The organism is Delftia sp. WSY_10, from assembly GCF_043104705.1.
Taxonomy (GTDB): domain Bacteria; phylum Pseudomonadota; class Gammaproteobacteria; order Burkholderiales; family Burkholderiaceae_C; genus Comamonas; species Comamonas tsuruhatensis.
Map to the genome: position 1 here is coordinate 262759 of NZ_JBICKY010000015.1, position 22194 is coordinate 284952.

The following is a 22194-nucleotide window of genomic DNA, read 5'->3' on the forward strand; positions in this document are numbered from 1 at the left end:
GTTGCATCGTACATTCATTCGGAGACTCTCTATGTTGAAAGGCAAGACCGCCCTCGTGACCGGCTCGACCAGCGGCATCGGCCTCGGGATCGCGAAGGCGCTGGCCCGCCAGGGCGCCAATATCGTGCTCAACGGTTTCGGCGATGTGGACGGCCCCCGTGCCGAAGTGCTGGCCGCAGGCCAGGCCGCCGGCGCCCAGGTCGCCTATCACGGCGCCGACATGAGCCGCGTGGCGGACATCGAGGACATGGTCCAGTACAGCGTGCGCAATTTCGGCCAGATCGACATCCTCGTGAACAATGCCGGCATCCAGCACGTGGCGCGCGTGGAAGACTTCCCGCCCGAGCGCTGGGACGCCATCATCGCCATCAACCTGTCCAGCGCCTTCCACACCTCGCGCCTGGTCCTGCCCATGATGCAGGCGGCCGATGGCGGCAAGGGCTGGGGCCGCATCATCAACGTGGCCTCGGTGCACGGCCTGGTGGGTTCGGCGCAGAAGTCTGCCTACGTGGCGGCCAAGCACGGCATTGTCGGGCTGACCAAGGTCACGGCGCTGGAGAACGCCACCTCCGGCATCACCTGCAACGCCATCTGCCCCGGCTGGGTGCTGACGCCACTGGTGCAAAAGCAGGTGGACGCCAAGGCCGAGCAGCACGGCATCAGCAACGAAGAAGCCAAGAAGCTGCTGCTGGGCGAGAAAGAGCCCTCCATGCAGTTCACCACGCCCGAGGAACTGGGCGAACTGGCGGTGTTCTTCTGCTCGCCCGCCGCAGCCAACGTGCGCGGCGTGGCCTGGAACATGGATGGCGGCTGGGCGGCGCAGTAAGCGCGCCAGCACCGGTTCACGTCAAAAAAGGAGCGCCACGGCGCTCCTTTTTTCATGGGTGGCCCACGCCTGCTCAGTACATCTGCACCGAGCCCGACACGTGGACCATCACCTGCGCCTTGCCCGCTTCCACGGACACGGCATCCATTTCCGCGCCGGCGGCCTTGGCGGACATGGCCATCATGCGCGGACGCGGCATGGGCACGGAGGTGTCGCTGCTGCTGACATTGACCTCGCGCAGGCTGTAGTTGGCAAAGCCGAAGCTCTTGGACAGCGTGGTGGCACGCTGCTTGAACTGTTCGATGGCCTTGGCCTGGGCCTCGCCTTCGACCTTTTCACGGGCCTCGCGCGACAGGCCGAAGCCCACTTGCGACAGCGTCATGTCCTGCACCTGGGCCGCCGTCTGCGTGATGCGCGCGAAGTCGCGGCCCTGCAGAAGAATCTCGGCGCGGCCCTGCCAGCCTTCCACCTTGTTGTCCTTGCCATAGCGCGGATAGATGCCGAAGCTGCCGGTGCTCACATCCATCTGGCCCGGCTGGGCGCTGCGCTTGGTCACGGCCATGGCGGCCTCGACCACCTTCTGCAGCTGGGACTGGACCGTGGCGGCATCACGCCCTTCGCGCGTGGCCGACAAGGTGGCGGTCAGCAGGTCCTGCACCACGTCCACCGAGCCTTCTGCAGACAACTGCACCACGTTGGCAGGCTGTGCCGGCGCCGTGGCGGCGTTCTGCGCCCAGGCACCGCTGGCACAGGCCAGCGCAGTGGCCGCGACCACGGACTTGACCCAGGGGCGGGACAGCTGTTTGGAAAGCTTGCTCATGCGTTCACCCTTTGAAATGAAAGGTAGTTCAGGGATACAACTGCATGCCGCCCTTTCGCTACGGCATGCCGCCAGATGGTGACAGGTGTGGAGCCAAGCAGGCCTGCCGGCTCTTCCATTGGCAACATTATTGCAACGATAAATGCATCAGCATGGAAAACCCATAGTTAAATATTCTAAAGACACATTTTCCGTTCTAAATTTAAACGCAACATCTGTAACACACGGCAATATTTCGGGGGTTTGTCCAGACTTTTCGGCGCAAGCTGGTAACAATGGCGGCTGTTACAAATGACCGACCGAGGATGAACATGGCCACTACGACCAACCGCACCGACAAGATCCTGGTGGTGGATGACGATGCGCGCATCCGCGACCTGCTGCGCCGCTACCTGACGCAGGAAGGCTTCGAGATCATGATTGCCGAAGATGGCAAGGCGCTGAACCGCATCCTGCTGCGCGAAACGGTGGACCTGATCGTGCTTGACCTGATGATGCCCGGCGAAGATGGCCTGTCCATCTGCCGCCGCCTGCGCTCGGCCAACGACCGCACGCCCATCATCATGCTGACCGCCAAGGGCGAGGATGTGGACCGCATCGTGGGCCTGGAAGTGGGCGCCGACGACTACCTGGGCAAGCCCTTCAACCCGCGCGAACTGCTGGCCCGCATCCATGCCGTGCTGCGCCGCCGCCCGCCGCAGGAAGCGCCGGGCGCGCCTTCCGGCGACAACGAGGTGGTGAGCTTCGGCCCCTTCACCTTCGACCTGGGCACGCGCGTGCTGCAAAAGAACGGCGAGGAACTGCCGCTGACCACGGGCGAATTCGCCATGCTCAAGGCCCTGGTGCGCCACCCGCGCCAGCCGCTGTCGCGCGAGAAGCTGGCCCTGCTGGCGCGCGGCCGCGAATTCGAGCCCTTCGACCGCAGCCTGGACGTGCAGGTCTCGCGCCTGCGCAAGCTGATCGAGGAAGATGCCGCCGCTCCGCGCTATATCCAGACGGTCTGGGGCGTCGGCTATGTGTTCGTACCGGACGGCGCGAACTGAAATGCATCACCCCCTGAGGCGCTGCGCGCCTTCCCCCTCTCTCGCTCCGCGGGAGGGGGACGACGCCCTCGCCGCGAGGCGGCTCTTGCTCGGCGTCCCTGGGTTGGGGCCGTAACGTTTTATGTGCCGTTGACAATGCGCAGCGCCAAAACCTCACCCTGTCGACCGAGACAACCGGTAACGCAGGCTGGCCGGCACAGGCGTAATCTCGCAGCCGGCCCCTAGAATGACGAACCGCATTCCATGAGTTCCTTCACCGTCCCGCCCCACGACGCCACAAGCCCTGCGCCCCTCGACTACGATCGGCGCATGACTGCGCGCTCTCCGCTGGGACTCAACCTTTTCTGGCGTACCTTCTGCCTGCTGGCCCTGCTGTTGGTGGGCAGCATCCTGGCGTGGCTGCAGACGCTGCGCGCCTTCGAGTTCGAGCCGCGCACGCTGCACACCGCCCAGCAGATCGCCTCGCTGGTCAACCTCAGCCGCGCGGCCCTGGTGCATTCGGATGCCATCAACCGCGTCTCGCTGATCAAGACCATGGCCGACCAGGAAGGCGTGCGCATTCTGCCGCGCGAGCCTGGCGACAGCTTCGAGCTGCTGGACCAGAGCACGCTGGGCAAGCGCCTGACCGAAGAACTCACGCGCCGCCTGGGCTACGGCACCATCGTGGCGCGCAGCGTCAATGGCGAACCGGGGCTGTGGGTGGGCTTCACCATCAATGGCGACCGCACCTGGCTGCTGATGGACCGCTCGCGCTTCACGCCGGCCAGCGGGCGCACCTGGCTGATCTGGCTGATCACGGCCGGCCTGCTGTCCCTGGCGGGGGCGGCAGCCATCGCGCGCCTGATCAACCGGCCACTCAAGCAGTTGAGCTATGCGGCCAACCGCGTGCGAGATGGCGACTTTGACGCCAGCCAGCTCGACGAGGAAGCCGTCACCAGCGAGATCCGCGAGGTCAACATCGGCTTCAATCGCATGGCGCAGAAACTGGCCCAGCTGGAGCAGGACCGCGCGGTGATGCTGGCTGGCATCTCCCACGACCTGCGCACGCCGCTGGCGCGCCTGCGGCTGGAGACCGAGATGAGCGTGGTGGACGACGTGGCGCGCGAGCACATGGTGGCCGACATCGTGCAGCTGGACGCCACCATCGACAAATTCCTGGACTACGCCCGCCCCGACCATGTGACCCTCAACCCGGTGAACCTGCATGCCGTGGTGTCCTCCTGCGTCTATGCGGTGCAGGACCACCGCGAGCTGCAGATCAGCATGGCCGTGCCCGAAGGCGTCTATGTGCTGGCCGACGAGGTGGAACTGGCGCGCGTGATCTCCAACCTGTTCGAGAACGCACGCCGCTACGGCAAGACGCCCGAGACCGAAACCACCCACGTGGATGTGACGGCATCGGAACGCGAAAGCTGGGTGGTGATCCGCATCCGCGACCATGGCCGTGGCGTGCCGCCCGAGCAGCTCGCCAGCCTGACCCAGCCCTTCTTCCGTGGCGACTCCGCGCGCACGGCCGCAGCGGGCGCGGGCCTGGGCCTGTCCATCGTGGACAAGACGGTGCAGCGCATGGGCGGCGTGTTTGCGCTGTCCAACTCCTCCACGGGCGGGCTGGTTGCCCATGTGCAGTTGCAGCGTGCCTCGGGCGTGGCCAAGGGTGCCGAGCCCGAGCAGCGTCTGCAGCGCCCGCAGATCAAGCGCCAGCTGCCCCCGCGTGCGCAGGACGGCGCCCTGGACGGCGAGGACTGAGCCCGCAGCGCGCGTTCGGCAGATACGTTCGGCAGATACAAAGGCCCCGGCGATCGTTGACCGATCGCCGGGGCCTTTTGCATGGGGATGGCACCCCGCTGGTCAGGCGCGGAACAGCAAGGCGGCAGCGCGCGCCTCCATGGCCTGCTGCTGGCCCACGGGGCCAAGCTTTTCGGCCGTCTTGGCCTTGACGTTGACCTGGTCCAGCGCCAGCCCCAGCGCCGTGGCGATGCGCTCGCGCATGGCAGGAATGTGCGGCGCCAGCTTGGGGGCCTGGGCAATGATGGTGCTGTCGATGTTGCCGATCTCCAGCCCCGTGGCGCGCACGCGGCGCGCCGCTTCCACCAGCAGCACCAGCGAATCGGCGCCACGGAATTCGGGGTCGGTGTCGGGGAAATGCCGGCCGATGTCGCCCAGCGCCGCGCCGCCCAGCAGCGCGTCGGTGATGGCGTGCAGCAGCACGTCGGCATCGGAATGGCCCAGCAGCCCCAGTTCGTGCGGCACCTCGATGCCGCCCAGGATCAGCTTGCGCCCGGGCACCAGGGCATGTACGTCCCAGCCCTCGCCAATACGAAAATTCATGTGAAACATTCCAGGTTCAGAAAAATGGATTGCCCGACGCCTGCGGATGGTCGCGCTGGCCCCGGTATCGCTCCAGCGTGGTGCTGCGCTCGCGCTGCGACAGCACGGCGGCGGCCAGCGCGAAATCGTCCGGATAGGTGACCTTGAAATTCTGCGCGCCGCCAGGCACCAGGCGCGGGCGCTGGCCCACGGCCTCCATGGCACTGGCCTCGTCGGTCACGGCCGAGCCGGCGTGCTGCAGCGCATCGAGCAGCGGCGCGATGCGGAACATCTGCGGCGTCTGCGCCAGCCATTTGTCGCTGCGGTCCACCGTGCCCGCCACGCGCACCCCGCTGGGCCCGGCCACGGCCGTCTTGAGTGTGTCGGGCAGCTTGTGCGCCAGCAGGCCGCCCACGGCATCGTGCTCGCAGGCGTCGATCAGGGCATCGATGAGCGCGGGCGTCACCAGGCAGCGTGCGGCATCGTGCACCAGCACCCAGTCGTGCGCGCCCGCACCGCGCGCCAGCAGTTCCTTGAGCCCGTTGGTCACGGATTCGGCCCGCGTGGCGCCTCCGCATGCCGCCGTGGAGTAGCGCGTGGGCGAGGGGCCCGGCAGGCCCTTGCGCCAGAAATCATCACCGGGCGCGATCACCACCAGCGTGTGGTGTACGCGCGTTGCACCCGCAAAGGCGGCCAGCGTGTGCGCCACCATGGGCGCACCGGCCACCAGGTGGTATTGCTTGGGCAGTTCAGGCGCAGGCGCATCGGGCGCGATGGCGCGCGAGCCCGTGCCCGCGCAGGGGATCAAGGCCCACAGGCGGGCCGGCTCCAGGGATGCGGGCGCAGCCGCCGCAAGCAGATCTGTCATGGTGGCGCATTGTAGTGACGGCCATGTGCCGCCATGGCCATGCGGGCATGCCTGCATGGCCGCCATGCGTGCTGGCTAAAATGCTTCGATACCCCTCTGCGCGTGCCGAGGGGTTTTGTCGTTACTTCGCCCAGGCGCTGCGGCGCCCACGTCCAAGCACCATGGAACTGCCCAAGCTCACTCCCGGAAAACGCTTCACCCTGCCCCGCCCCGTGGGCAGCGCCGACGCCCTGCTGCTGGCCCGCCTGGGCGAGCGCGAGAAGGCGGCAGGCCGGGTGACGGCCATCGTCACGGCCGACGCCTCGGATGCCCAGCGGCTGATCGACGAGATGGCCTTCTTCGCCCCGGGCCTGCGCTGCGCGCTGTTCCCCGACTGGGAGACCCTGCCCTACGACAGCTTCTCTCCCCACCAGGACCTGATCAGCGAGCGCCTGGCCACGCTGTGGCGCATCAACCAGCGCGACAAGGAGCATGGCGCCGACGTGGTGCTGGTGCCTGCCACGACCGCGCTGTACCGGCTGGCGCCGCCCTCCTTCCTGGCCGGCTACACCTTCGAGTTCAAGAGCGGCCAGAAGCTGGACGAGGCCAAACTCAAGGCCCAGCTGACGCTGGCCGGCTACCAGCATGTCTCCCAGGTGGTCAGCCATGGAGAGTACGCGGTGCGCGGCGGCCTGATCGACCTGTTTCCCATGGGCTCGCTGCAGCCCTACCGCGTGGATCTGTTCGACGACGAGATCGACTCCATCCGCACCTTCGACCCCGACACCCAGCGCAGCCTCTACCCCGTGCCCGAGGTGCGCCTGCTGCCCGGCCGCGAGTTCCCCATGGACGAGGACGCGCGCGCCAAGTTCCGCCAGCGCTGGCGCGAGCTGCTGGAGGGCGATCCCACGCGCAGCCGCATCTACAAGGACATGGGTCAGGGCATTGCCACGGCCGGTATCGAGTACTACCTGCCGCTGTTCTTCGACGAAACGGCCACCGTGTTCGACTACCTGGGCGCCGATGCCACCGTGGTGATGCATGGCGACCTGGAGCCGGCCTTCCAGCGCTTTTGGCAGGACACCAAGGAGCGCTTCCGACTGGTGCAGGGCGACCCCGAGCGCCCGGCCCTGCCGCCCGAGGTGCTGTTCCTGTCCGCCGACCAGTTCTACACGCGCGCCAAGGAGCACGCCCAGCTCGCGCTGCGCCCAGGCACCGAGGACGTGGCAGACAGCGCCATCTTCCAGAAGCTGGAGGACCTGTCCGTGGTGCGCGGCGCGGAAGACCCGCTGGCGCGGCTGCAAAGGCACATTGCCGCCAGCGCCCACCGCATCCTGCTGCTGGCCGAGTCCGATGGCCGCCGAGAAAGCCTGCTGGACTTCTTCCGCGCCTCGGGCGTGAACCCGCCGGTCTTCGACTCGCTGGCCGAGTTCCAGGGCGATGCGGGCGAGAAGGTGGGCATTGCCACGGCCGGGCTGATGAACGGCTTTGCCTGGGTGGAGGAAGGCCTGGACTTCGTCACCGAGACCGAGCTGTTCGCCACCAGCCCCACGGGCCGCAGGCGCCGCCGGCAGGAGCAGGTCAGCGATGTCGAGGCACTGATCAAGGACCTGTCCGAACTCAAGGTGGGCGACCCCGTGGTGCACTCGGACCACGGCATCGGCCGCTACCAGGGCCTGGTCCACATGGACATGGGCCAGAAGAACCCCGACGGCACGCCGGCCGTGCAGGAATTCCTGCACCTGGAGTACGCTGGCAACGCCGTGCTCTACGTGCCCGTCAGCCAGTTGCAGCTGATCAGCCGCTACACGGGCGTCTCGCCCGAGGACGCGCCGCTGCACAAGCTCGGCGGCACGCAGTGGGAAAAGGCCAAACGCAAGGCGGCCGAGCAGGTGCGCGACTCGGCAGCCGAGCTGCTGAACATCTACGCACGCCGCGCCGCACGCCAGGGCCATGCCTTCCGCTACTCGCCCCAGGACTACGAGCAGTTCGCCAACGACTTCGGCTTCGAGGAAACGGCGGACCAGCGCGCCGCCATCCACGCCGTGATCCAGGACATGATCAGCCCCCAGCCCATGGACCGCCTGGTCTGCGGCGACGTGGGCTTCGGCAAGACCGAGGTGGCGCTGCGCGCGGCCTTCGTGGCCATCACGGGCGGCAAGCAGGTGGCCTTTCTCGCGCCCACCACGCTGCTGGCCGAGCAGCATTACCAGACCCTGGTGGACCGCTTCTCCAAGTGGCCGATCAAGGTGGCCGAAGTCTCGCGCTTTCGCTCGGGCAAGGAGATCACGGCGGCCGTCAAGGGCATTGCCGACGGCTCGGTGGACATCGTCGTGGGCACGCACAAGCTGCTGTCCGAGTCCACGCAGTTCAAGAACCTGGGCCTGCTGATCATCGACGAGGAGCACCGCTTCGGCGTGCGCCACAAGGAAGCCATGAAGGCCATGCGCGCCGAGGTGGACGTGCTCACGCTGACGGCCACGCCCATCCCGCGCACCATGGGCATGGCGCTGGAAGGCCTGCGCGACCTGTCCGTCATCGCCACCGCGCCCCAGCGGCGCCTGGCCATCAAGACCTTTGTGCGCAACGAGGGCACGGGCGTGATCCGCGAGGCCGTGCTGCGCGAGCTCAAGCGCGGCGGCCAGTGCTACTTCCTGCACAACGAGGTCGAGACCATCGAGAACCGCAAGCAAAAGCTGGAGGAAATCCTGCCCGAGGCCCGCATCGCCGTGGCCCACGGCCAGATGCCCGAGCGCGAGCTCGAACGCGTGATGCGCGACTTCGTGGCCCAGCGCTACAACATATTGCTGTGCTCGACCATCATCGAGACCGGCATCGACGTGCCCAGCGCCAACACCATCCTCATCAGCCGCGCCGACAAGTTCGGCCTGGCCCAGCTGCACCAGCTGCGCGGCCGCGTGGGCCGCAGCCACCACCAGGCCTATGCCTACCTGATGGTGCCCGACCTGGACAGCCTGACCAAGCAGGCCCAGCAGCGGCTGGAGGCCATCCAGCAGATGGAGGAACTGGGCTCGGGCTTCTACCTGGCCATGCACGACCTGGAGATCCGCGGCGCCGGCGAGGTGCTGGGCGAGAACCAGAGCGGCAACATGATGGAGGTGGGCTTCCAGCTCTACAACGAGATGCTGTCCGAGGCCGTGCGCAGCCTCAAGGCCGGCAAGGAGCCCGACCTGCTCAGCCCGCTGTCGGCCTCCACCGACATCAACCTGCACGCGCCGGCCCTGCTGCCGGGCGACTACTGCGGCGACGTGCACCTGCGCCTGTCCTTCTACAAGAAACTGGCCACGGCCCGCACCAGCGACCAGATCGACACCCTGCTCGAAGAAATCGTGGACCGCTTCGGCAAGCTGCCGCCCCAGGCGCAGACGCTGATCGACGTGCACCGCCTGCGCGTGCTGTCCCAGCCCTACGGCGTGGTCAAGGTCGATGCGGCGCCCGGCGTGATCAACATCACCTTCAAGCCCCAGCCGCCCGTGGACCCGATGGCCATCATCCACCTCATCCAGAAGAACAAGCACATCAAGCTGGCCGGCAACGAGAAGCTGCGCATAGAGCGCGCCCTGGACAATCCCAAGGACCGCGCCCAGATGGTGCGCGACGTGCTGCGCAGCCTGGGCCAGCCGCTGGTGGAGGCGAAGGCGGCCCAGCCCGCATAGAAGGGTTGTCCTAGCCATGTTCCTCGAAGCGAGCATCTCCCTGCTGGCCCTGGCCGCCGCGCTGTGGCTGCGCCCCTGGCGCATGCTGGCCGGCCGCCCGGGCCCGGGCGGGCCGCTGGACCGCATGGCCTCGCCCCTGGTCACGCCGCTGCTGGGCGTGCTCGTGCTGCTGCCCTGGATCTGGGCCCTGCCCGCGCTGCACCGCATGCCGCTGCAACTGCAGTGGTCCTCGGCGCCGCTGGTGGTGCTCATGCTGGGCTGGCCTCTGGCCGTGCCGCTGCTGCTCGTCGTGGGCGGGCTGGCGGCCCTGCTGTCGCCGGCCCTGGGCTGGGGAGATGCGCTGGGCATCTCGGTCTGGCAGGGCATCGTGCCCGCCACGCTGGCCATGCTCTGGGGCGCGGCGCTGCGGCGCTGGCTGCCGCACCAGATCTTTGTCTTCATTCTCGCGCGCGGCTTTGCGGGCACGGTGCTGTGCGTCTTCATCTCGGCCCTGCTGGCCCAGGCCGCAGGCCACTCGCTTCCCGGTGTCAACGAGGACCTGTCGCGCATTGCGCGCTGGCTCATGGCCTGGGGCGATGCCGTGATCACCGGCATGGTGACGGCCATCTTCGTGGTGTTCCGTCCCCAATGGCTGGCCACCTGGTCGGACGCCATCTACCTGCGCCGCCCGCCCGCGCCCTGAGGGCGCATCCAGGCACAAGCCGTGGCGCGCCGCAGTGCCAAGGCCAGTGACTGCGCCGCGCGGCCCTGGCTCTGGATATGATTCGCGCCTGATACCCGCCAGCCCGGCGGCCCGTCCCTTTTTGCTGCCCCACCCATGACCGATGTCACCGAATTCGCGCCCGGACTGCTGATCCGCGGCATCCAGCCGCCACTGAAGCTGGCCGACTACAAGCTCATCGCGTTCGACATGGACTCGACGCTGATCACCATCGAATGCATCGACGAGATCGCCGACGCCACCGGCAAGAAGGCCGAGGTCGCGGCCATCACCGAAGCCACCATGCGCGGCGAGATCACCGACTTCAAGGACAGCCTGCGCCAGCGCGTGGGCAAGCTCGTCGGCGTGACCGAGGCCGACATGGCCCGCGTGCTGGCCGAGCGCCTGAAGCTCTCCCCGGGCGCCGAAACCCTGGTGCGCGCAGCCCAGGCTGCGGGCCTGAAGGTGCTGCTGGTCTCGGGCGGCTTCACCTACTTTGCCGAGCACGTGCGCGGCATGCTGGGCATCGACTTCGTGCGTGCCAACGTGCTGGAGATGCGCGATGGCGCGCTGACCGGCGGCCTGATCGAGCAGCCCTGGGGCGACATCTGCGACGGCGCCGAAAAGCGCCGCACGCTGCTGGAAGTCGCCTCGCTGCTGGGCATTCGCCCCGACCAGTGCATCGCCGTGGGCGACGGCAGCAACGACATTCCCATGATGCAGGTCGCAGGCCTGTCCGTGGCCTACCACGCCAAGCCGCGCGTGCGCAACGAGGCCAAGGTCTCCATCACCGAAGGCGGCCTGGACCGCCTGCTGGAAGTGCTGCGCTGAAAACCGGCGGCGGGGGCTGGCGCAGGCCGCTGCACTGCTCCGCAATCAATAGCTGAGAATGTTTTGTGGGCTTGCTTTTCCGGCAGGCCCCGGTCTTTTCTACAATGCTTGATGCAGCCCCATAGGCCACCGCCTCAGCGCCGGTGGCTCTCCTACAACAGCAGGCTGCACACCGGCGTATCCGCATGCCGGTGCTTGGAATCTCCCGCCCCATCCCCATGTGACACCCAAGGCCGCAGGCCTGCCCGCAGACGGGCGGCCTGTGGCGCTCCGACCGGCGCAGGCCCGCCTGCGCCGACCGTGCACATGACCACCATGATTGGAAAAACCTTCGTGAAGACTTCGTTCCGCACCACTGCCTCCGTGATCGCCCTGGCCATTGCATCGCTGACCGTGCCCACGCTGGCCCAGGCCAAGCGCATGGGCAGCGGCGGCAAGTCCGTGCGCCCGGCGTCGATCGGCAAGGCCCCTGCCCAGCCCGCAGCGCCTGCGGCGCCCACCGCCAGCAAGGCGGCAACGCCTGCCAGCCCGGCAGCTCCTGCCACGCCAGCAACGCCGGCCGCGCCCGCCGCAGCCGCCGCTCCGGCAGCGGCACCTGCCACTGCAGGTGCTGCAGGCCCGGGCATGATGGGCACGCTGGGCGCCGCCGCCGTGGGCGCCGTTGCCGGCTCCATGGCCGGCAATGCGCTGGCCGGCGCCATGACCCCTGAAAAGGACGCTGCCGCCAAGGAGGCCGAAGCCAAGGCCAAGGCCGCCGAAACCGAGGCAGCCGAGCTGCAGCGCAAGGCCGATGAAGCCAAGGCCAAGGCAGAAGCCGCCCGCGCCGCCGCCAAGTAAACCGCCTGCTTCTTGCAAAAGGCCGCGCCTGTCGCGGCCTTTCTGTTTTGTCCAGCGGCCTGCTTCAACGGCCTTGCGCATGCTCTCCACGCAGCGTCATCACGGCGCTGGCGATGCTCGCAACGGCCTTGCCATCATCACGCTCGATTTCACAGCGGTAGTGGCTGATCGTGCGCCCACGGTGCTCGGCCCACGCCCGCGCGCACAGCCTGGAGCGCCAGACCGGGCGCAGGAAGGCCGCCTTCAGGTCGATGCTGGTGAAACTCTGGCCTGGCTCCATCAAAGTGGAATGCGCCGTGCCTATGGCAGCATCGGCCAGTTCGCACAGCATCCCGCCATGGACCGTGCCCTGCTGGTTGCCATGGCGCTGCGCATCGGCGTCGAACTCCACGACGGCCATGGCTTCGCCGACGGCCACTATGCGAAACCCCAGCATCTGCGAGATCGCGGTCGGATAGCGCATGTGCGTGGCCTCGTCTGCGGCAAGCCGCCCTTCGATCTGCCGCTGCAGATAGTCGAGCACGGGGAGATAAGTGCGGGGAAGATGCATGGATTTCCTGTCTGGAGCGGGAGGGCAAGGCCCGGGAATGCCCGTCTCGCCAGTGTGATGACCTAGACTGGAACAATCAAAAAATTGTCCTAACTACACTCCATGGCTGCCTCTCGCGTTGCTCTGCTGACTGAACGGCTGGCCGAAGACATCCGCGCCGGCCGGCTCGCCCCCGGCACGCTGATGCCCACGCACCGCGACCTCGCGGCCCGCCATGGCATGGCCGTGGCGTCCGCCAGCAAGGTGTATGCGCGGCTGGCCTCCCTCGGCCTGGTCATCGGCGAAACCGGGCGCGGCACCTTTGTGCGGGATCGGCCGCAGCAGCGCGAATGGGATGGCGGCGACGAATCCCGCCTGAGTTCGGACACGGCCGACCTGTCCTTCAACCATCCCACCTGGCCCGGACAGGCCGGGCTGTTGCGCTCCATGCTGCGCGAACTGGCTGCTTCGGGCGACCTGGCTGCGCTCATGCACCAGCAGCCGCCCGGCGGCCGGTTGCACGAGCGGCGCATCGTGGCCGACTTCCTTGCCCGCGAACGCGGCCTGGCTGCCGAGCCGGAACGCATCTTCCTGGTCAACGGCGCGCAGCAAGGACTGGACGTTGCCGTGCGTGCGCTGCTGCGGCCCGGCGATGCGGTGGCCGTGGATGCGCTGACCTACCCGGGCTTCAGGATGCTGGCCGAGCTCCAGGACCTGGACCTCCAGCCGGTCCCTGCCCTTGACGAGGGTCCCGACCTCGATGCATTGGAGCGGCTGTGCGCACGCCGGCGCATACGCGCCATCCATGCCATGCCCACGCTGCACAACCCCCTGGGATGGGTGATGCCGCTGGCGCAGCGCCAGCGCCTGGTGGAGATCGCAAGGCGCCACGATTGCCTGCTGATCGAGGATGCTGCCTATGCCTTTCTTGCAGGCAAGGCGCCCGCAGCCCTCGCAACGCTGGCGCCAGAGCGCTGCATTCACGTCTCCAGCCTCTCGAAAAGCGTGGCCAGCGGGTTGCGCTTCGGCTTCATGGTGGTGCCCCAGGCATGGGCAGGCCGCGTCAAGGCCGTGGTGCGCGCCAGCCACTGGAGCATGCCGGGCCTGGTCACGGCCATGGCCACGCGCTGGATGGCCAGCGGCTCCGTGCGGCAGCAGGAACAACGCATGCGGCAGGAGGCACGGCGCCGGCAGGCGATTGCGCGCAAGGCGCTGGCAGGAATGCAGATGCTGGCCCACCCCTGCTCGCTCTTCCTCTGGCTGCGCCTGCCCGGGGAGCTGCGAATGGACCGGGTGGCCACGGCGCTGGCCCAGTGCGGCATCGCCGTATCGCAGGCCCACGCCTACGCAACGACTCCCCATGCCCCGCATGCGCTGCGCCTGGGACTGGGTTCGGTGCCTCTGCCGCAACTGGAGGCCGTACTCGTTCAGTTGCGGGATACCGTGGAAGGCTTTCCCCCCTGAGCCTGCCGGGCCAGGGCCTGGTTCAGCGGCCTTGCGCTTCAGCGCGGCCCGGCGCGCAGCGGCTGCAGCAGGTGCGACAGGCCGTTGTGGTCCAGCTCCTGCATCAGCGCCAGCAACTGGCCCAGCTCTCCCTTGGGGAAGCCTTCGCGTGCGAACCAGTTCAGATAGTTGCCGGGCAGGTCGGCGATCAGCCGGCCCTTGTACTTGCCATAGGGCATGTGCACCAGCACCAGCTTTTGCAGCATTTCGGAGTCCATGGCGGCGATGGTACGCGCTGCGGCATCGCAAGAATCTGCATAAAAAGCCACAGCCTTATAACCAAATAGCAAAATTGTTCATTGCGGCCGCTGGCGCCGCACTAGACTATGCGCCTGCCTGCCGTACCGCCCGATACAGAACCACTCCACCGGGCCTGCGGCGTTTTTGCAACCCGTTGAAGAAAGTCCTCCGGTCATGTTGAAGAAAGCACTCTCCGCAATCGCGATTGCCACGCTGGCCCTGACGGCCCAGGCCGCCGACGTGCTCAAGGTCGGCGCCACCGCCGTGCCCCATGCAGAAATCCTCAACCATGTGAAGCCGGCCCTCAAGGCCCAGGGCGTCGATCTGCAGATCAAGGAATTCAGCGACTACGTGCAGCCCAATGCGGCCGTCGAGGACAAGCAGCTGGACGTGAACTTCTTCCAGCACCAGCCCTACCTGGACAGCTACAACAAGGACCGCAAGACCTCGCTGGTGGCCGTGCCCAATGGCAAGGTCCACGTGGAGCCCTTCGGCGGTTACTCGCAGAAGATCAAGAACGTGAAGGATCTGAAGGACGGCGCCACCATTGCCATCCCCAACGACCCCTCCAACGGCGGCCGCGCCCTGATCCTGCTGGCCAAGCAGGGCCTGATCGAGCTCAAGGACCCCAAGAGCCTGACCCCCACGCCGCTGGATGTGGCCAAGAACCCCAAGAAGCTCAAGTTCAAGGAACTCGAAGCCCCGCTGCTGCCGCGCGCACTGGGCGATGTGGACCTGGCGCTGATCAACACCAACTACGCCATCGAGGCCAAGCTCAATCCCACCAAGGATGCGCTGTTCATCGAAGGTGCCGACTCGCCCTACACCAACATCGTGGTGTCGCGCCAGGACCGCGCCAACGATCCCAACATCGCCAAGCTGATGAACGCACTGCACACGCCTGATGTGAAGAAGTTCATCGTCGAGAAGTACAAGGGCGCCGTCGTTCCCGCGTTCTGAATGCGAGGTGGCCGCAGCCTTGCCGGCTGCGACCGCCGCGAAAAAAAAACGCTGCCCCGGCAGCGCTTTTTTTGTGGCTGGCATTCCTTGCCTCAGCCTGCGGAGGCCACCTCCGCCGGCGCCTTGGCCGCAGCAGCCGGCCGCGTGATGGCGCTGCCCATGGCCGCGCCCATGATGCAGGCAATGGCCAGCCACTGCGTTCCCACCAGTTGCTCATGCAGCAGCAGCATGCCCATGAGGGCGGCTATCGCGGGCTCAGTTGCAAGCGCGATGCCGAAGGTGGCGGGCGGCAGGCGGCGCAGCGCCATCATCTCCAGCGTGTAGGGCAAGGCGCTGGAGATGGCCGCAACCATCAACCCGAAAAGAAGTATGGATGGCTGCAGCAGCTTGGCCCCCGCCTCGGCCACGCCGAAGGGCACCACCACCATGGCGGCGAACACCAGGCCCAGCGACACGGCCTGGCCGCTGGGAATGCTGCCCAGCCGCTGGCCCAGCAGGATGTACAGCGCCCAGCAGATGGCCGCGCCCACGGCGCAGGCAATGCCCACGGGCTCCAGCACCAGGGCGCCGGCGCTGGCACCGCCTATGGGCAGGATCAGGGCCAGCCCCGCCACCGCCAGCGCCAGCCAGACAAAATCCACGGGCCGGCGCGAGTGGTAGATGGCCACGGCCAGCGGCCCCGAGAACTCGATGGCCACGGCCAGGCCGAAGGGAATGGTGCGCAGCGCCATGTAGAACAGCAGGTTCATGGCGCCCAGCGCCACGCCGAAACGCAGCAGCGCCCAGGCCTGAGGCCGCGCCAGCGTCCAGCGCCAGGGCCGCCAGATGGCCACCAGGATCAGCGCGGCAAAGCCCACGCGCAATGCCGAGGTGCCTTGGGCACCCAGCACCGGAAAAAGCTGCTTGGCCAGTGACGTTCCCACGCCCAGCGCCGTCACCGAGCCCAGCACGGCCAGCAGCGGCCAGGCGCGGTTCCATGTGATGTTTGTTGTCATGGCGCGTACGATATTGCAAGCGCACCGCGCAAACAGCTCGTTTTTGAGCCGCTTCACGCAATATTCGCTCTTTTCCTCTTCTCGCCGCCAGCCGCCCATGCCCGCCATCGCCCTGGACTCCTTCGACCGCGCCATTCTCGACGTGCTGCAGCGCGACAACCTCACGCCACAGCGCCTCATCGCCGAGCGCGTGCACCTTTCCGCGCCGGCCGTGCAGCGGCGCATCAAGCGGCTGCAGGAGCTGGGCGTGATCGCGGCCAACGTGGCCGTGGTCGATCCGGCGCGCATAGGCCGGCCGCTGACCGTGCTCATCAACGTGCAGCTGGTCAACGAGCGCCCCGATCTGTCGCAGGCCTTTCGCGCACGCGTGGATCGGGAGGATGCGGTACAGCAGTGTTATTACGTGACCGGTGAAGCCGACTATTCATTGATCGTCACGGCTGCCGATATGGAGGAGTACCAGGCGCTGGCGGCTCGGCTGTTTGCGGGGGACGACAACATCCGGCGCTACACCACCTCGATAGCGCTGGAACGCGTCAAGACCGGGCTGCAGCTACCGCTGCAGCCGCAAGCCACGGATGCCTGACCACCGTCATCAGATCGTTTTGAACATAGAACGCCATCACAGGCAGGGAGACTTCAATGAGCGCACCGCATCCGGACAGCATGGCCAATCTGGTGGCCATCCGCACCCTCGACAAGTACGAGAACGACTATTTCCCCAAGCGCGACCGCATCACCATCGCCTTTCGCGGCGATCTGGCAGAGCAGTTCAAGTACGACAAGATCCGTCCGCTGTCGCCGGCCCAGCGCCATGGTCACCGCGTGGTGATCGAGGCCGAGAGCCAGAAGACCGGCACCACCGGCCACTACTGCATCGAGTGCAACAGCTGGAACCTCATCGAGGCCGTGGGCACCTGGGCACCGGAGCCGGAGCAGGCGGCGGGCTGAGCCTGCCGCTTCTGGCCGGCCCAGGCCAGCCCAGGCCGGCTCAGGCCCCGGCAGGCGCCCAGACGCTGCCGGCCACCCACCAGGCCAGCGCCAGCATCATCACGCCCGTCAGGCCATCGAGAATCCGCCAGGCACGCGGCTTCTCGAACAGGCGCCTGAGGCGGCGGCCTGCAAAGGCCAGCAGCACGAACCATGACAGGCTGGCCGAAGCGGCGCCAATCACATACACCCATTTGAGCGCGCCTTCCTGGCGCGCGCCGATGGAGCCCATCAGCAGCACCGTGTCCAGATAGACATGGGGGTTGAACAAGGTGATAACGGCCAGCGTGGAGACCACGCCCAGCAGGCCGCGCGGCGCCAGCTGCCCGCCCGAGGCGGCCAGCTGCGCATCGGGCGCCATGGCCATGCGCCACAGCGCCATCAGGCCGTAGGCCAGCAGGAACAGGGCGCCGCCCAGGGTCAGGTAGCGGGCCAGATCGGGGTTGTCGCCCAGCAGCCGGGCCATGCCCGCCACGCCCAGGCCGATGAGCACCACGTCGCTGACCACGCACCATGCCACGCAGGCGCGTACATGCTGGCCGTGCACGGCCTGGCGCAGCACATACAGGTTCTGGGCTCCGATGGAGACGATGAGCGACAGGCAGACCGTGAAGCCCGCCAGCCAGGAAGAAGAAACATTTGCAGTCCACATGGGCAGGGATTGTCTGGCTCGCAAATGGTTAAGTAAAATTACATTTACTCAATCAAATGAAGAATATCTAAATGCTCGACTACGCCGGACTCGAAGCCCTGGCAGCCGTGGTGCGCGAAGGCAGCTTCGAACGCGCGGCGCGCAAGCTGCACGTCACGCCCTCGGCCGTCTCCCAGCGCATCAAGCTGCTGGAAGAGCGCGTGGGCCAGGTGCTGGTGCTGCGCGGCCAGCCCTGTTCAGGCACGGAGGCAGGCCGCCGCCTGTGCCTGCATGTGGAGCAGGTCGCCCTGCTGGAAAACGACCTGCGCCGCAAGAACCCCGAACTGGTGCCCGAGGGCCAGACGGCCCTGCCCACGCTCAAGCTGGCCGTCAATGCCGACTCGCTGTCCACCTGGTTCATGGACGCCATGTCCGCCTTCACGCGCGACGGCAACGAGCTGCTGGACATCAGCATCGACGACCAGGACCACACGGCCAAGCGCATCCGCGAGGGCGAGGTGCTGGCCGCCGTCACGGCCACGTCCTCGGCCATTCCGGGCTGCAACACCTGGCCGCTGGGACGCATGCGCTACGTGGCGGCGGCCAGCCCCGACTTCATCCGCCGCTACCTGAAGGACGGCATCACGCCCGAGGCCATGGCGCGCACGCCCATGATGAGCTACGGCCGCAAGGACAGCCTGCAGGACCAGTGGCTGCAGCGCCTGGGCGCGGAAGGCCGGCGCAGCACGCCGCGCCACTTTCTGCCGTCCAACCAGGGCTATACGCGGGCCTGCGAGCTGGGCATGGGCTGGGGCATGCACCCGCCGCTGATGATCGGCGCGCAACTGGCCGAAGGCAGCCTGGTGGAGCTGCTGCCCGGCAACGATCTGGACATTCCCATGTACTGGGCCCATGCGCGCAATGCGCAGGCCAGCCTGCAGCGGCTGACGGACTGCGTGATCCAGGCGGCAGCCGCCTGTCTTGACCCGATGGAGTGAGGGGGCCATTGACGGCCCCTCTTTCCCCGCCTCGCCCACTCCGTCGAATCCACATCCCCGGCCAATGCGTTTTTGCCGGCCCGGGATCATCGCAATACCGGAAACAAACAGGTCTTCCATTCATTGAATCCGCTGAAATACAGGCGTCAGAAGATAATCCCGCGCACGCCAGGAAAATGCAAACAGGAACAATCTTAGAAATCAAATAGGAGCATTCCCATAAGGCAGATACAAGCGTCCCGGGGGGCAAAAAGAAGGACTCAGATTTTCTGAAAAGCCTTGACATCATTTGCAGTGAGCCTAGAGAATTCGCGGGCCTCAAGGCAATTTCATAAAGCTGCCACTCTTTTTGAAAATCACGCAGGCAATAGACGCGCCTCGAAATACTTGCCATATCCAGGAAATCGACATCTCCGGCAATGCCTCCATTGCCGGATATTCAGGATTCGCCTATGACCACCACAGGAATACACAGGAACGAATACACGGGACAGGCAATGCAGGAGTACTCCTTCGCTTTTCATTTGCGCATTCCATTCATTGCGCATGCGGCATGCCAGCGGCGCCGCGAAGCCGGCGGCATGCCTGCGCCGCCCGCAGGGCGCCACCAGGGCTTCACCCTGGTGGAGATCATGGTGACCCTGGCTGTGGTGGTCATCCTGCTGGCCATTGCCGCCCCCAACATGAACGACATGGTGCAGACCAGCCAGCAGGAGTCCGCACTGATGCGCCTGTCCGCGGCCCTGCGCATGGCCCAGCACGAGGCGGGACGACGCAACCAGCGCATCACCATCTGCCCTGCCAGCGCGGACCGCAAGGCCTGCAGCGACACCGCCATCGGCAGTGGTCCCTATCAGGGGCTCCAGGATTGGTCCGGCGAGCTGATCGCCTTCAGCGACGGCAGCACCCCCCGCGTGATCGACGAGGACGACCAGGTCCTCAGGGTGTTTCCCAGCGTGCGCAGCGTGGATCTCTTCGCCTGGTATCCGACGGGCGGCCAGGGCATGAAATCGGCGGGCCACGCCGTACACGCGCTTCCGGACGGGCAGATCTGCTGGCCCACGGCCCGCCGGGGCGCACCGGGCGCCGAGCAGGTCCACCGCGTGGCCTACCCCTGCAACCCCGACGTGACCTTCACGGCCTGCCCGAGTCGCGCCCGGCACCTGCCCGCCCGCCATATCGCCATGTATGCCGGTGGCCTGCAGGACCTGGCACCGCGCGACCCGTTGCCCCGCGCCTCTGGCAGCAGCAAGCCGCAAGCCGTGGACTGCGCCGGCGCCGCTTCCGGCCTCTGAACACAAGCGAGGACTTCGCATGGACAGGAAGGATCCACACCCCGCTCCCACCCCCTCCGCAGCTGCCGCATCGCAGGCAGGCTTCACGCTGGTGGAGGTCATGGTCACCCTGGTGGTCATTTCTGCCGGCCTGCTCGGCACCCTCAAGGGGCTCTATCAGAACCTGGGCGACCTCAATGCCTCCTACCAGCGCACGGCGGCCGTGCAAAAGGCCGCCGAGATGGTGGAACGCCTGCGCGCCAACCGCCGGGGCGCACTGGCAGGCGACTTCGACGGCGGTGGCGGCACCGCGCCCAGATCCTGCAGCGACCCTGGCGAAGGCGGCGACGACAAGGCCCATGCCCAGTACCGGCTGTGCCTGTGGCAAAGGGACCTGGGCAACGCCCTGGCCCAGGGTCAGGGCAGCGTCAAGACGGCCCAAGGCAAGACCCTCATCACCGTGACCTGGAGCCATCCCCGCAGCGGGGATGGAAACCCCGAAGAACACAGCATCGAGGTCATCCCATGAGAGATCGGCTGGCATCCCGTGGCCCGCAGCAAGGCCCGCAACAGGGCCTGACCCTGGTGGAACTCATGGTGGCAGTGGTCATCGCCCTGTTTCTCCTGGCCGCCTTGGTGGGACTGTATGTGAACGCAAGAGGCCTGCTGCGCCATGAAAATGCACTGGCGCGCATGCAAAGCGATGCACGCCTGAGCTTTGGCGTTATGGGCCAGGCGGTGCGCAATGCGGGCTTCACGGGCTGCAGCACGGCCCTGACCAAGGTTCCCCCCTTCATCGCCGAGCCCGAAAGGCTCGGGCCCCACTGGAACCTGCTGGACCCCATAGGCATCCGGCGCGGACAGGCACAGGATGCCTGGACCAGTTTCGCGGAAGATGTCCCCGCCCAGGCCAGCGCCCGGTCGGACGTGCTCAGGACAGCGGGCACGGGCACGCACAAGAGCAGCCAGCAACTGAGCGACAACGATGTGGTCGTCGCGACCGATTGCTCGCAGACCTACATTTCCCGCCGGGCGCTCCTGGATACCTGCATCCAGCCCCCGCCCGGATCGGGAATTTCCGGTTTCTCCCCGGACCGGGGCGCCTGCGGCCTGACGCTCCTCAAGCGCGACGCACGCGTGCTGCCCGCAGTCAATGACCTGTTCTTCATCGGGCGGCTCAAGAACGGCAGCGCCACCGGCCTCATCCACTGCTCCAGCAGCCAGATCGATCCCATGCCCGGGCAAGGCAAAGCCAACGACCTGAGCTGCCGCATGCTGGCCGAAGGGGCCATGGATCTCAAGATCGAGTCCATACACGGCCAGCCCTCGGCCGCCGTGCAGCAAGAGGCGCCGGGCAACAGCGTATGGAACAACACCGGCTCCGGCCTGGCCGGCAGAGCGACGACGCCGGGTCCGACTCCGCCACCACCGCCTCCTGCCGTGCGCGCCGTGGAAGTGCGCCTTCTCATGGCCTCCGCGCCTGGCATGGGCGCGCTGCTGCACGCACCCCAGAGCTACACCTTCTATCGCGACAGCAACGGCGCCCCCCGGCGCACCACCGCCGCCGACCGGCGGCTGTACCGTGAATTCAGCGCGGTCTTCACGCTGCGAAACCGGGTGGAATGAGCATGGCAAGGACACGGACACAAACACGGACACAGGGCGGCCTGGCGCTCATCACCACCATGATCATCATGATGGCCCTGGTGATGCTGTCGCTGGCCGCCATGAATATGGGCCTGCTGCAGGGCCGGTCCACGGGCAACCGCAACGACTGGCACATCGCCTTCCAGGCCGCCGAGGCCGCGCTGCGCGACGGGGAGCAGGACATCACCACCCGCAACCCGGCCCTGGAGGCCTTTGACGATGCCTGCACAGCGGGCCTGTGCCTGCCCAGGGAAGACGGCAGCTCGTGGTCCGAGGCGCTCATTGCCCAGGACACGCTGGGCGTGGCGCTGGGCACGCGCACCGGGCAGACCTCCCCCGGCCCCCAGGGAGCACCGACACCGCGCTACCTCATCGAGCGGCTGGAGACCCCTGCGCAAAGCGTGGTGGTGCAGGGCTATGGCGCCGACCAGGGCCGCCCTCCCGTCTTTCGCGTGACGGCCATCGGCATGGGAGCGGCCCGGCGCGCCGATGGCAGTCCGGCCTCGCGGGTGGTGCTGCAAAGCATGTACATCAATTGA

The 22194-nt window shown here is 67.1% G+C and carries 23 protein-coding genes; 16 read left to right on the plus strand and 7 right to left on the minus strand.

Annotated elements, in window-relative coordinates:
* Window positions 1–31: 31 nt before the first annotated feature.
* The gene (locus tag ACF8ML_RS07565) at window positions 32–826 is read left to right on the plus strand and encodes a 3-hydroxybutyrate dehydrogenase (protein ID WP_016445272.1); all 795 of its coding nucleotides are present in this window, start codon (window positions 32–34) and stop codon (window positions 824–826) included.
* 73 nt (window positions 827–899) lie between these two features.
* Here ACF8ML_RS07565 and ACF8ML_RS07570 read toward each other — a convergent pair whose 3' ends face one another.
* Window positions 900–1646 carry an SIMPL domain-containing protein gene (locus tag ACF8ML_RS07570; RefSeq protein WP_034363125.1) on the minus strand — a complete coding sequence of 249 codons (747 nt, stop codon included), beginning with the start codon at window positions 1644–1646 and terminating at the stop codon, window positions 900–902.
* Between the two features lie 305 nt (window positions 1647–1951).
* Here ACF8ML_RS07570 and ompR point away from each other — a divergent pair, with 305 nt between their 5' ends.
* Together ompR and ACF8ML_RS07580 are read left to right on the plus strand one after the other, a co-directional pair.
* Window positions 1952–2689, plus strand: a complete 738-nt coding sequence (gene ompR / locus ACF8ML_RS07575) for a two-component system response regulator OmpR (RefSeq protein WP_017404718.1) — start codon at window positions 1952–1954, stop codon at window positions 2687–2689.
* A gap of 243 nt (window positions 2690–2932) precedes the next feature.
* Complete coding sequence (locus ACF8ML_RS07580; RefSeq protein ID WP_392406845.1) at window positions 2933–4435, plus strand: ATP-binding protein; 1503 nt, start codon at window positions 2933–2935, stop codon at window positions 4433–4435.
* Between the two features lie 102 nt (window positions 4436–4537).
* Here the strand turns inward: ACF8ML_RS07580 and ispF are convergent, their stop codons facing one another.
* Window positions 4538–5017 carry a 2-C-methyl-D-erythritol 2,4-cyclodiphosphate synthase gene (gene ispF, locus ACF8ML_RS07585; RefSeq protein WP_013803157.1) on the minus strand — a complete coding sequence of 160 codons (480 nt, stop codon included), beginning with the start codon at window positions 5015–5017 and terminating at the stop codon, window positions 4538–4540.
* 16 nt (window positions 5018–5033) lie between these two features.
* Window positions 5034–5864 (minus strand): 2-C-methyl-D-erythritol 4-phosphate cytidylyltransferase, encoded by an 831-nt coding sequence (gene ispD, locus ACF8ML_RS07590; protein WP_279492826.1) that lies wholly within the window; start codon window positions 5862–5864, stop codon window positions 5034–5036.
* A 161-nt stretch (window positions 5865–6025) separates the two neighbouring features.
* Here ispD and mfd point away from each other — a divergent pair, with 161 nt between their 5' ends.
* From mfd to ACF8ML_RS07610, 4 genes are all read left to right on the plus strand, one after another.
* Window positions 6026–9520 carry a transcription-repair coupling factor gene (gene mfd / locus ACF8ML_RS07595; RefSeq protein ID WP_016445269.1) on the plus strand — a complete coding sequence of 1165 codons (3495 nt, stop codon included), beginning with the start codon at window positions 6026–6028 and terminating at the stop codon, window positions 9518–9520.
* A gap of 16 nt (window positions 9521–9536) precedes the next feature.
* Entirely contained in the window at window positions 9537–10202 is a 666-nt protein-coding gene (locus ACF8ML_RS07600; RefSeq protein WP_392406847.1) for a hypothetical protein, read from the plus strand.
* Between the two features lie 135 nt (window positions 10203–10337).
* Entirely contained in the window at window positions 10338–11051 is a 714-nt protein-coding gene (gene serB, locus ACF8ML_RS07605; RefSeq protein ID WP_016445267.1) for a phosphoserine phosphatase SerB, read from the plus strand.
* Window positions 11052–11357: 306 nt separating this feature from the next.
* Entirely contained in the window at window positions 11358–11888 is a 531-nt protein-coding gene (locus tag ACF8ML_RS07610; RefSeq protein ID WP_016453029.1) for a hypothetical protein, read from the plus strand.
* 64 nt (window positions 11889–11952) lie between these two features.
* Here ACF8ML_RS07610 and ACF8ML_RS07615 read toward each other — a convergent pair whose 3' ends face one another.
* Window positions 11953–12438, minus strand: coding sequence for a PaaI family thioesterase (locus ACF8ML_RS07615; RefSeq protein WP_016453030.1), 486 nt, complete (start codon window positions 12436–12438; stop codon window positions 11953–11955).
* Window positions 12439–12540: 102 nt separating this feature from the next.
* On the opposite strand from ACF8ML_RS07615, the gene ACF8ML_RS07620 reads away from it, so the two are divergent.
* Window positions 12541–13881 carry a PLP-dependent aminotransferase family protein gene (locus ACF8ML_RS07620; RefSeq protein ID WP_209669748.1) on the plus strand — a complete coding sequence of 447 codons (1341 nt, stop codon included), beginning with the start codon at window positions 12541–12543 and terminating at the stop codon, window positions 13879–13881.
* 38 nt (window positions 13882–13919) lie between these two features.
* Here ACF8ML_RS07620 and ACF8ML_RS07625 read toward each other — a convergent pair whose 3' ends face one another.
* Window positions 13920–14138 carry a DUF3820 family protein gene (locus ACF8ML_RS07625; protein WP_034391884.1) on the minus strand — a complete coding sequence of 73 codons (219 nt, stop codon included), beginning with the start codon at window positions 14136–14138 and terminating at the stop codon, window positions 13920–13922.
* A gap of 196 nt (window positions 14139–14334) precedes the next feature.
* Between ACF8ML_RS07625 and ACF8ML_RS07630 the strand changes: the two genes are divergently transcribed.
* A complete protein-coding gene (locus tag ACF8ML_RS07630; protein ID WP_209669750.1) occupies window positions 14335–15120 on the plus strand; it encodes a MetQ/NlpA family ABC transporter substrate-binding protein in 786 nt (261 codons plus the stop codon).
* Window positions 15121–15212: 92 nt separating this feature from the next.
* Here ACF8ML_RS07630 and ACF8ML_RS07635 read toward each other — a convergent pair whose 3' ends face one another.
* Window positions 15213–16115: an EamA family transporter gene (locus ACF8ML_RS07635; protein WP_016445261.1), complete on the minus strand. Its 903-nt coding sequence runs from the start codon at window positions 16113–16115 to the stop codon at window positions 15213–15215.
* A 97-nt stretch (window positions 16116–16212) separates the two neighbouring features.
* Between ACF8ML_RS07635 and ACF8ML_RS07640 the strand changes: the two genes are divergently transcribed.
* Window positions 16213–16701: an Lrp/AsnC family transcriptional regulator gene (locus ACF8ML_RS07640; protein WP_017404432.1), complete on the plus strand. Its 489-nt coding sequence runs from the start codon at window positions 16213–16215 to the stop codon at window positions 16699–16701.
* A 56-nt stretch (window positions 16702–16757) separates the two neighbouring features.
* Entirely contained in the window at window positions 16758–17066 is a 309-nt protein-coding gene (locus ACF8ML_RS07645) for a hypothetical protein (RefSeq protein WP_016445259.1), read from the plus strand.
* Between the two features lie 40 nt (window positions 17067–17106).
* Here ACF8ML_RS07645 and ACF8ML_RS07650 read toward each other — a convergent pair whose 3' ends face one another.
* The gene (locus tag ACF8ML_RS07650; RefSeq protein WP_016445258.1) at window positions 17107–17757 is read right to left on the minus strand and encodes a LysE/ArgO family amino acid transporter; all 651 of its coding nucleotides are present in this window, start codon (window positions 17755–17757) and stop codon (window positions 17107–17109) included.
* Between the two features lie 71 nt (window positions 17758–17828).
* Here ACF8ML_RS07650 and ACF8ML_RS07655 point away from each other — a divergent pair, with 71 nt between their 5' ends.
* The 5 genes from ACF8ML_RS07655 (at window position 17829) to ACF8ML_RS07675 (ending at window position 22194) form a co-directional block, all read left to right on the plus strand.
* Window positions 17829–18734 (plus strand): HTH-type transcriptional regulator ArgP, encoded by a 906-nt coding sequence (locus tag ACF8ML_RS07655; RefSeq protein WP_017404434.1) that lies wholly within the window; start codon window positions 17829–17831, stop codon window positions 18732–18734.
* Between the two features lie 452 nt (window positions 18735–19186).
* Window positions 19187–20029: a GspH/FimT family pseudopilin gene (locus ACF8ML_RS07660; protein WP_197065173.1), complete on the plus strand. Its 843-nt coding sequence runs from the start codon at window positions 19187–19189 to the stop codon at window positions 20027–20029.
* Window positions 20030–20048: 19 nt separating this feature from the next.
* Window positions 20049–20537: a type IV pilus modification protein PilV gene (pilV, locus tag ACF8ML_RS07665; RefSeq protein ID WP_392406850.1), complete on the plus strand. Its 489-nt coding sequence runs from the start codon at window positions 20049–20051 to the stop codon at window positions 20535–20537.
* Complete coding sequence (locus tag ACF8ML_RS07670) at window positions 20534–21634, plus strand: PilW family protein (protein WP_074923004.1); 1101 nt, start codon at window positions 20534–20536, stop codon at window positions 21632–21634. The genes pilV and ACF8ML_RS07670 overlap by 4 nt, the downstream gene beginning before the upstream one ends.
* A 2-nt stretch (window positions 21635–21636) precedes the next feature.
* Window positions 21637–22194 (plus strand): PilX N-terminal domain-containing pilus assembly protein, encoded by a 558-nt coding sequence (locus tag ACF8ML_RS07675; protein WP_167368418.1) that lies wholly within the window; start codon window positions 21637–21639, stop codon window positions 22192–22194.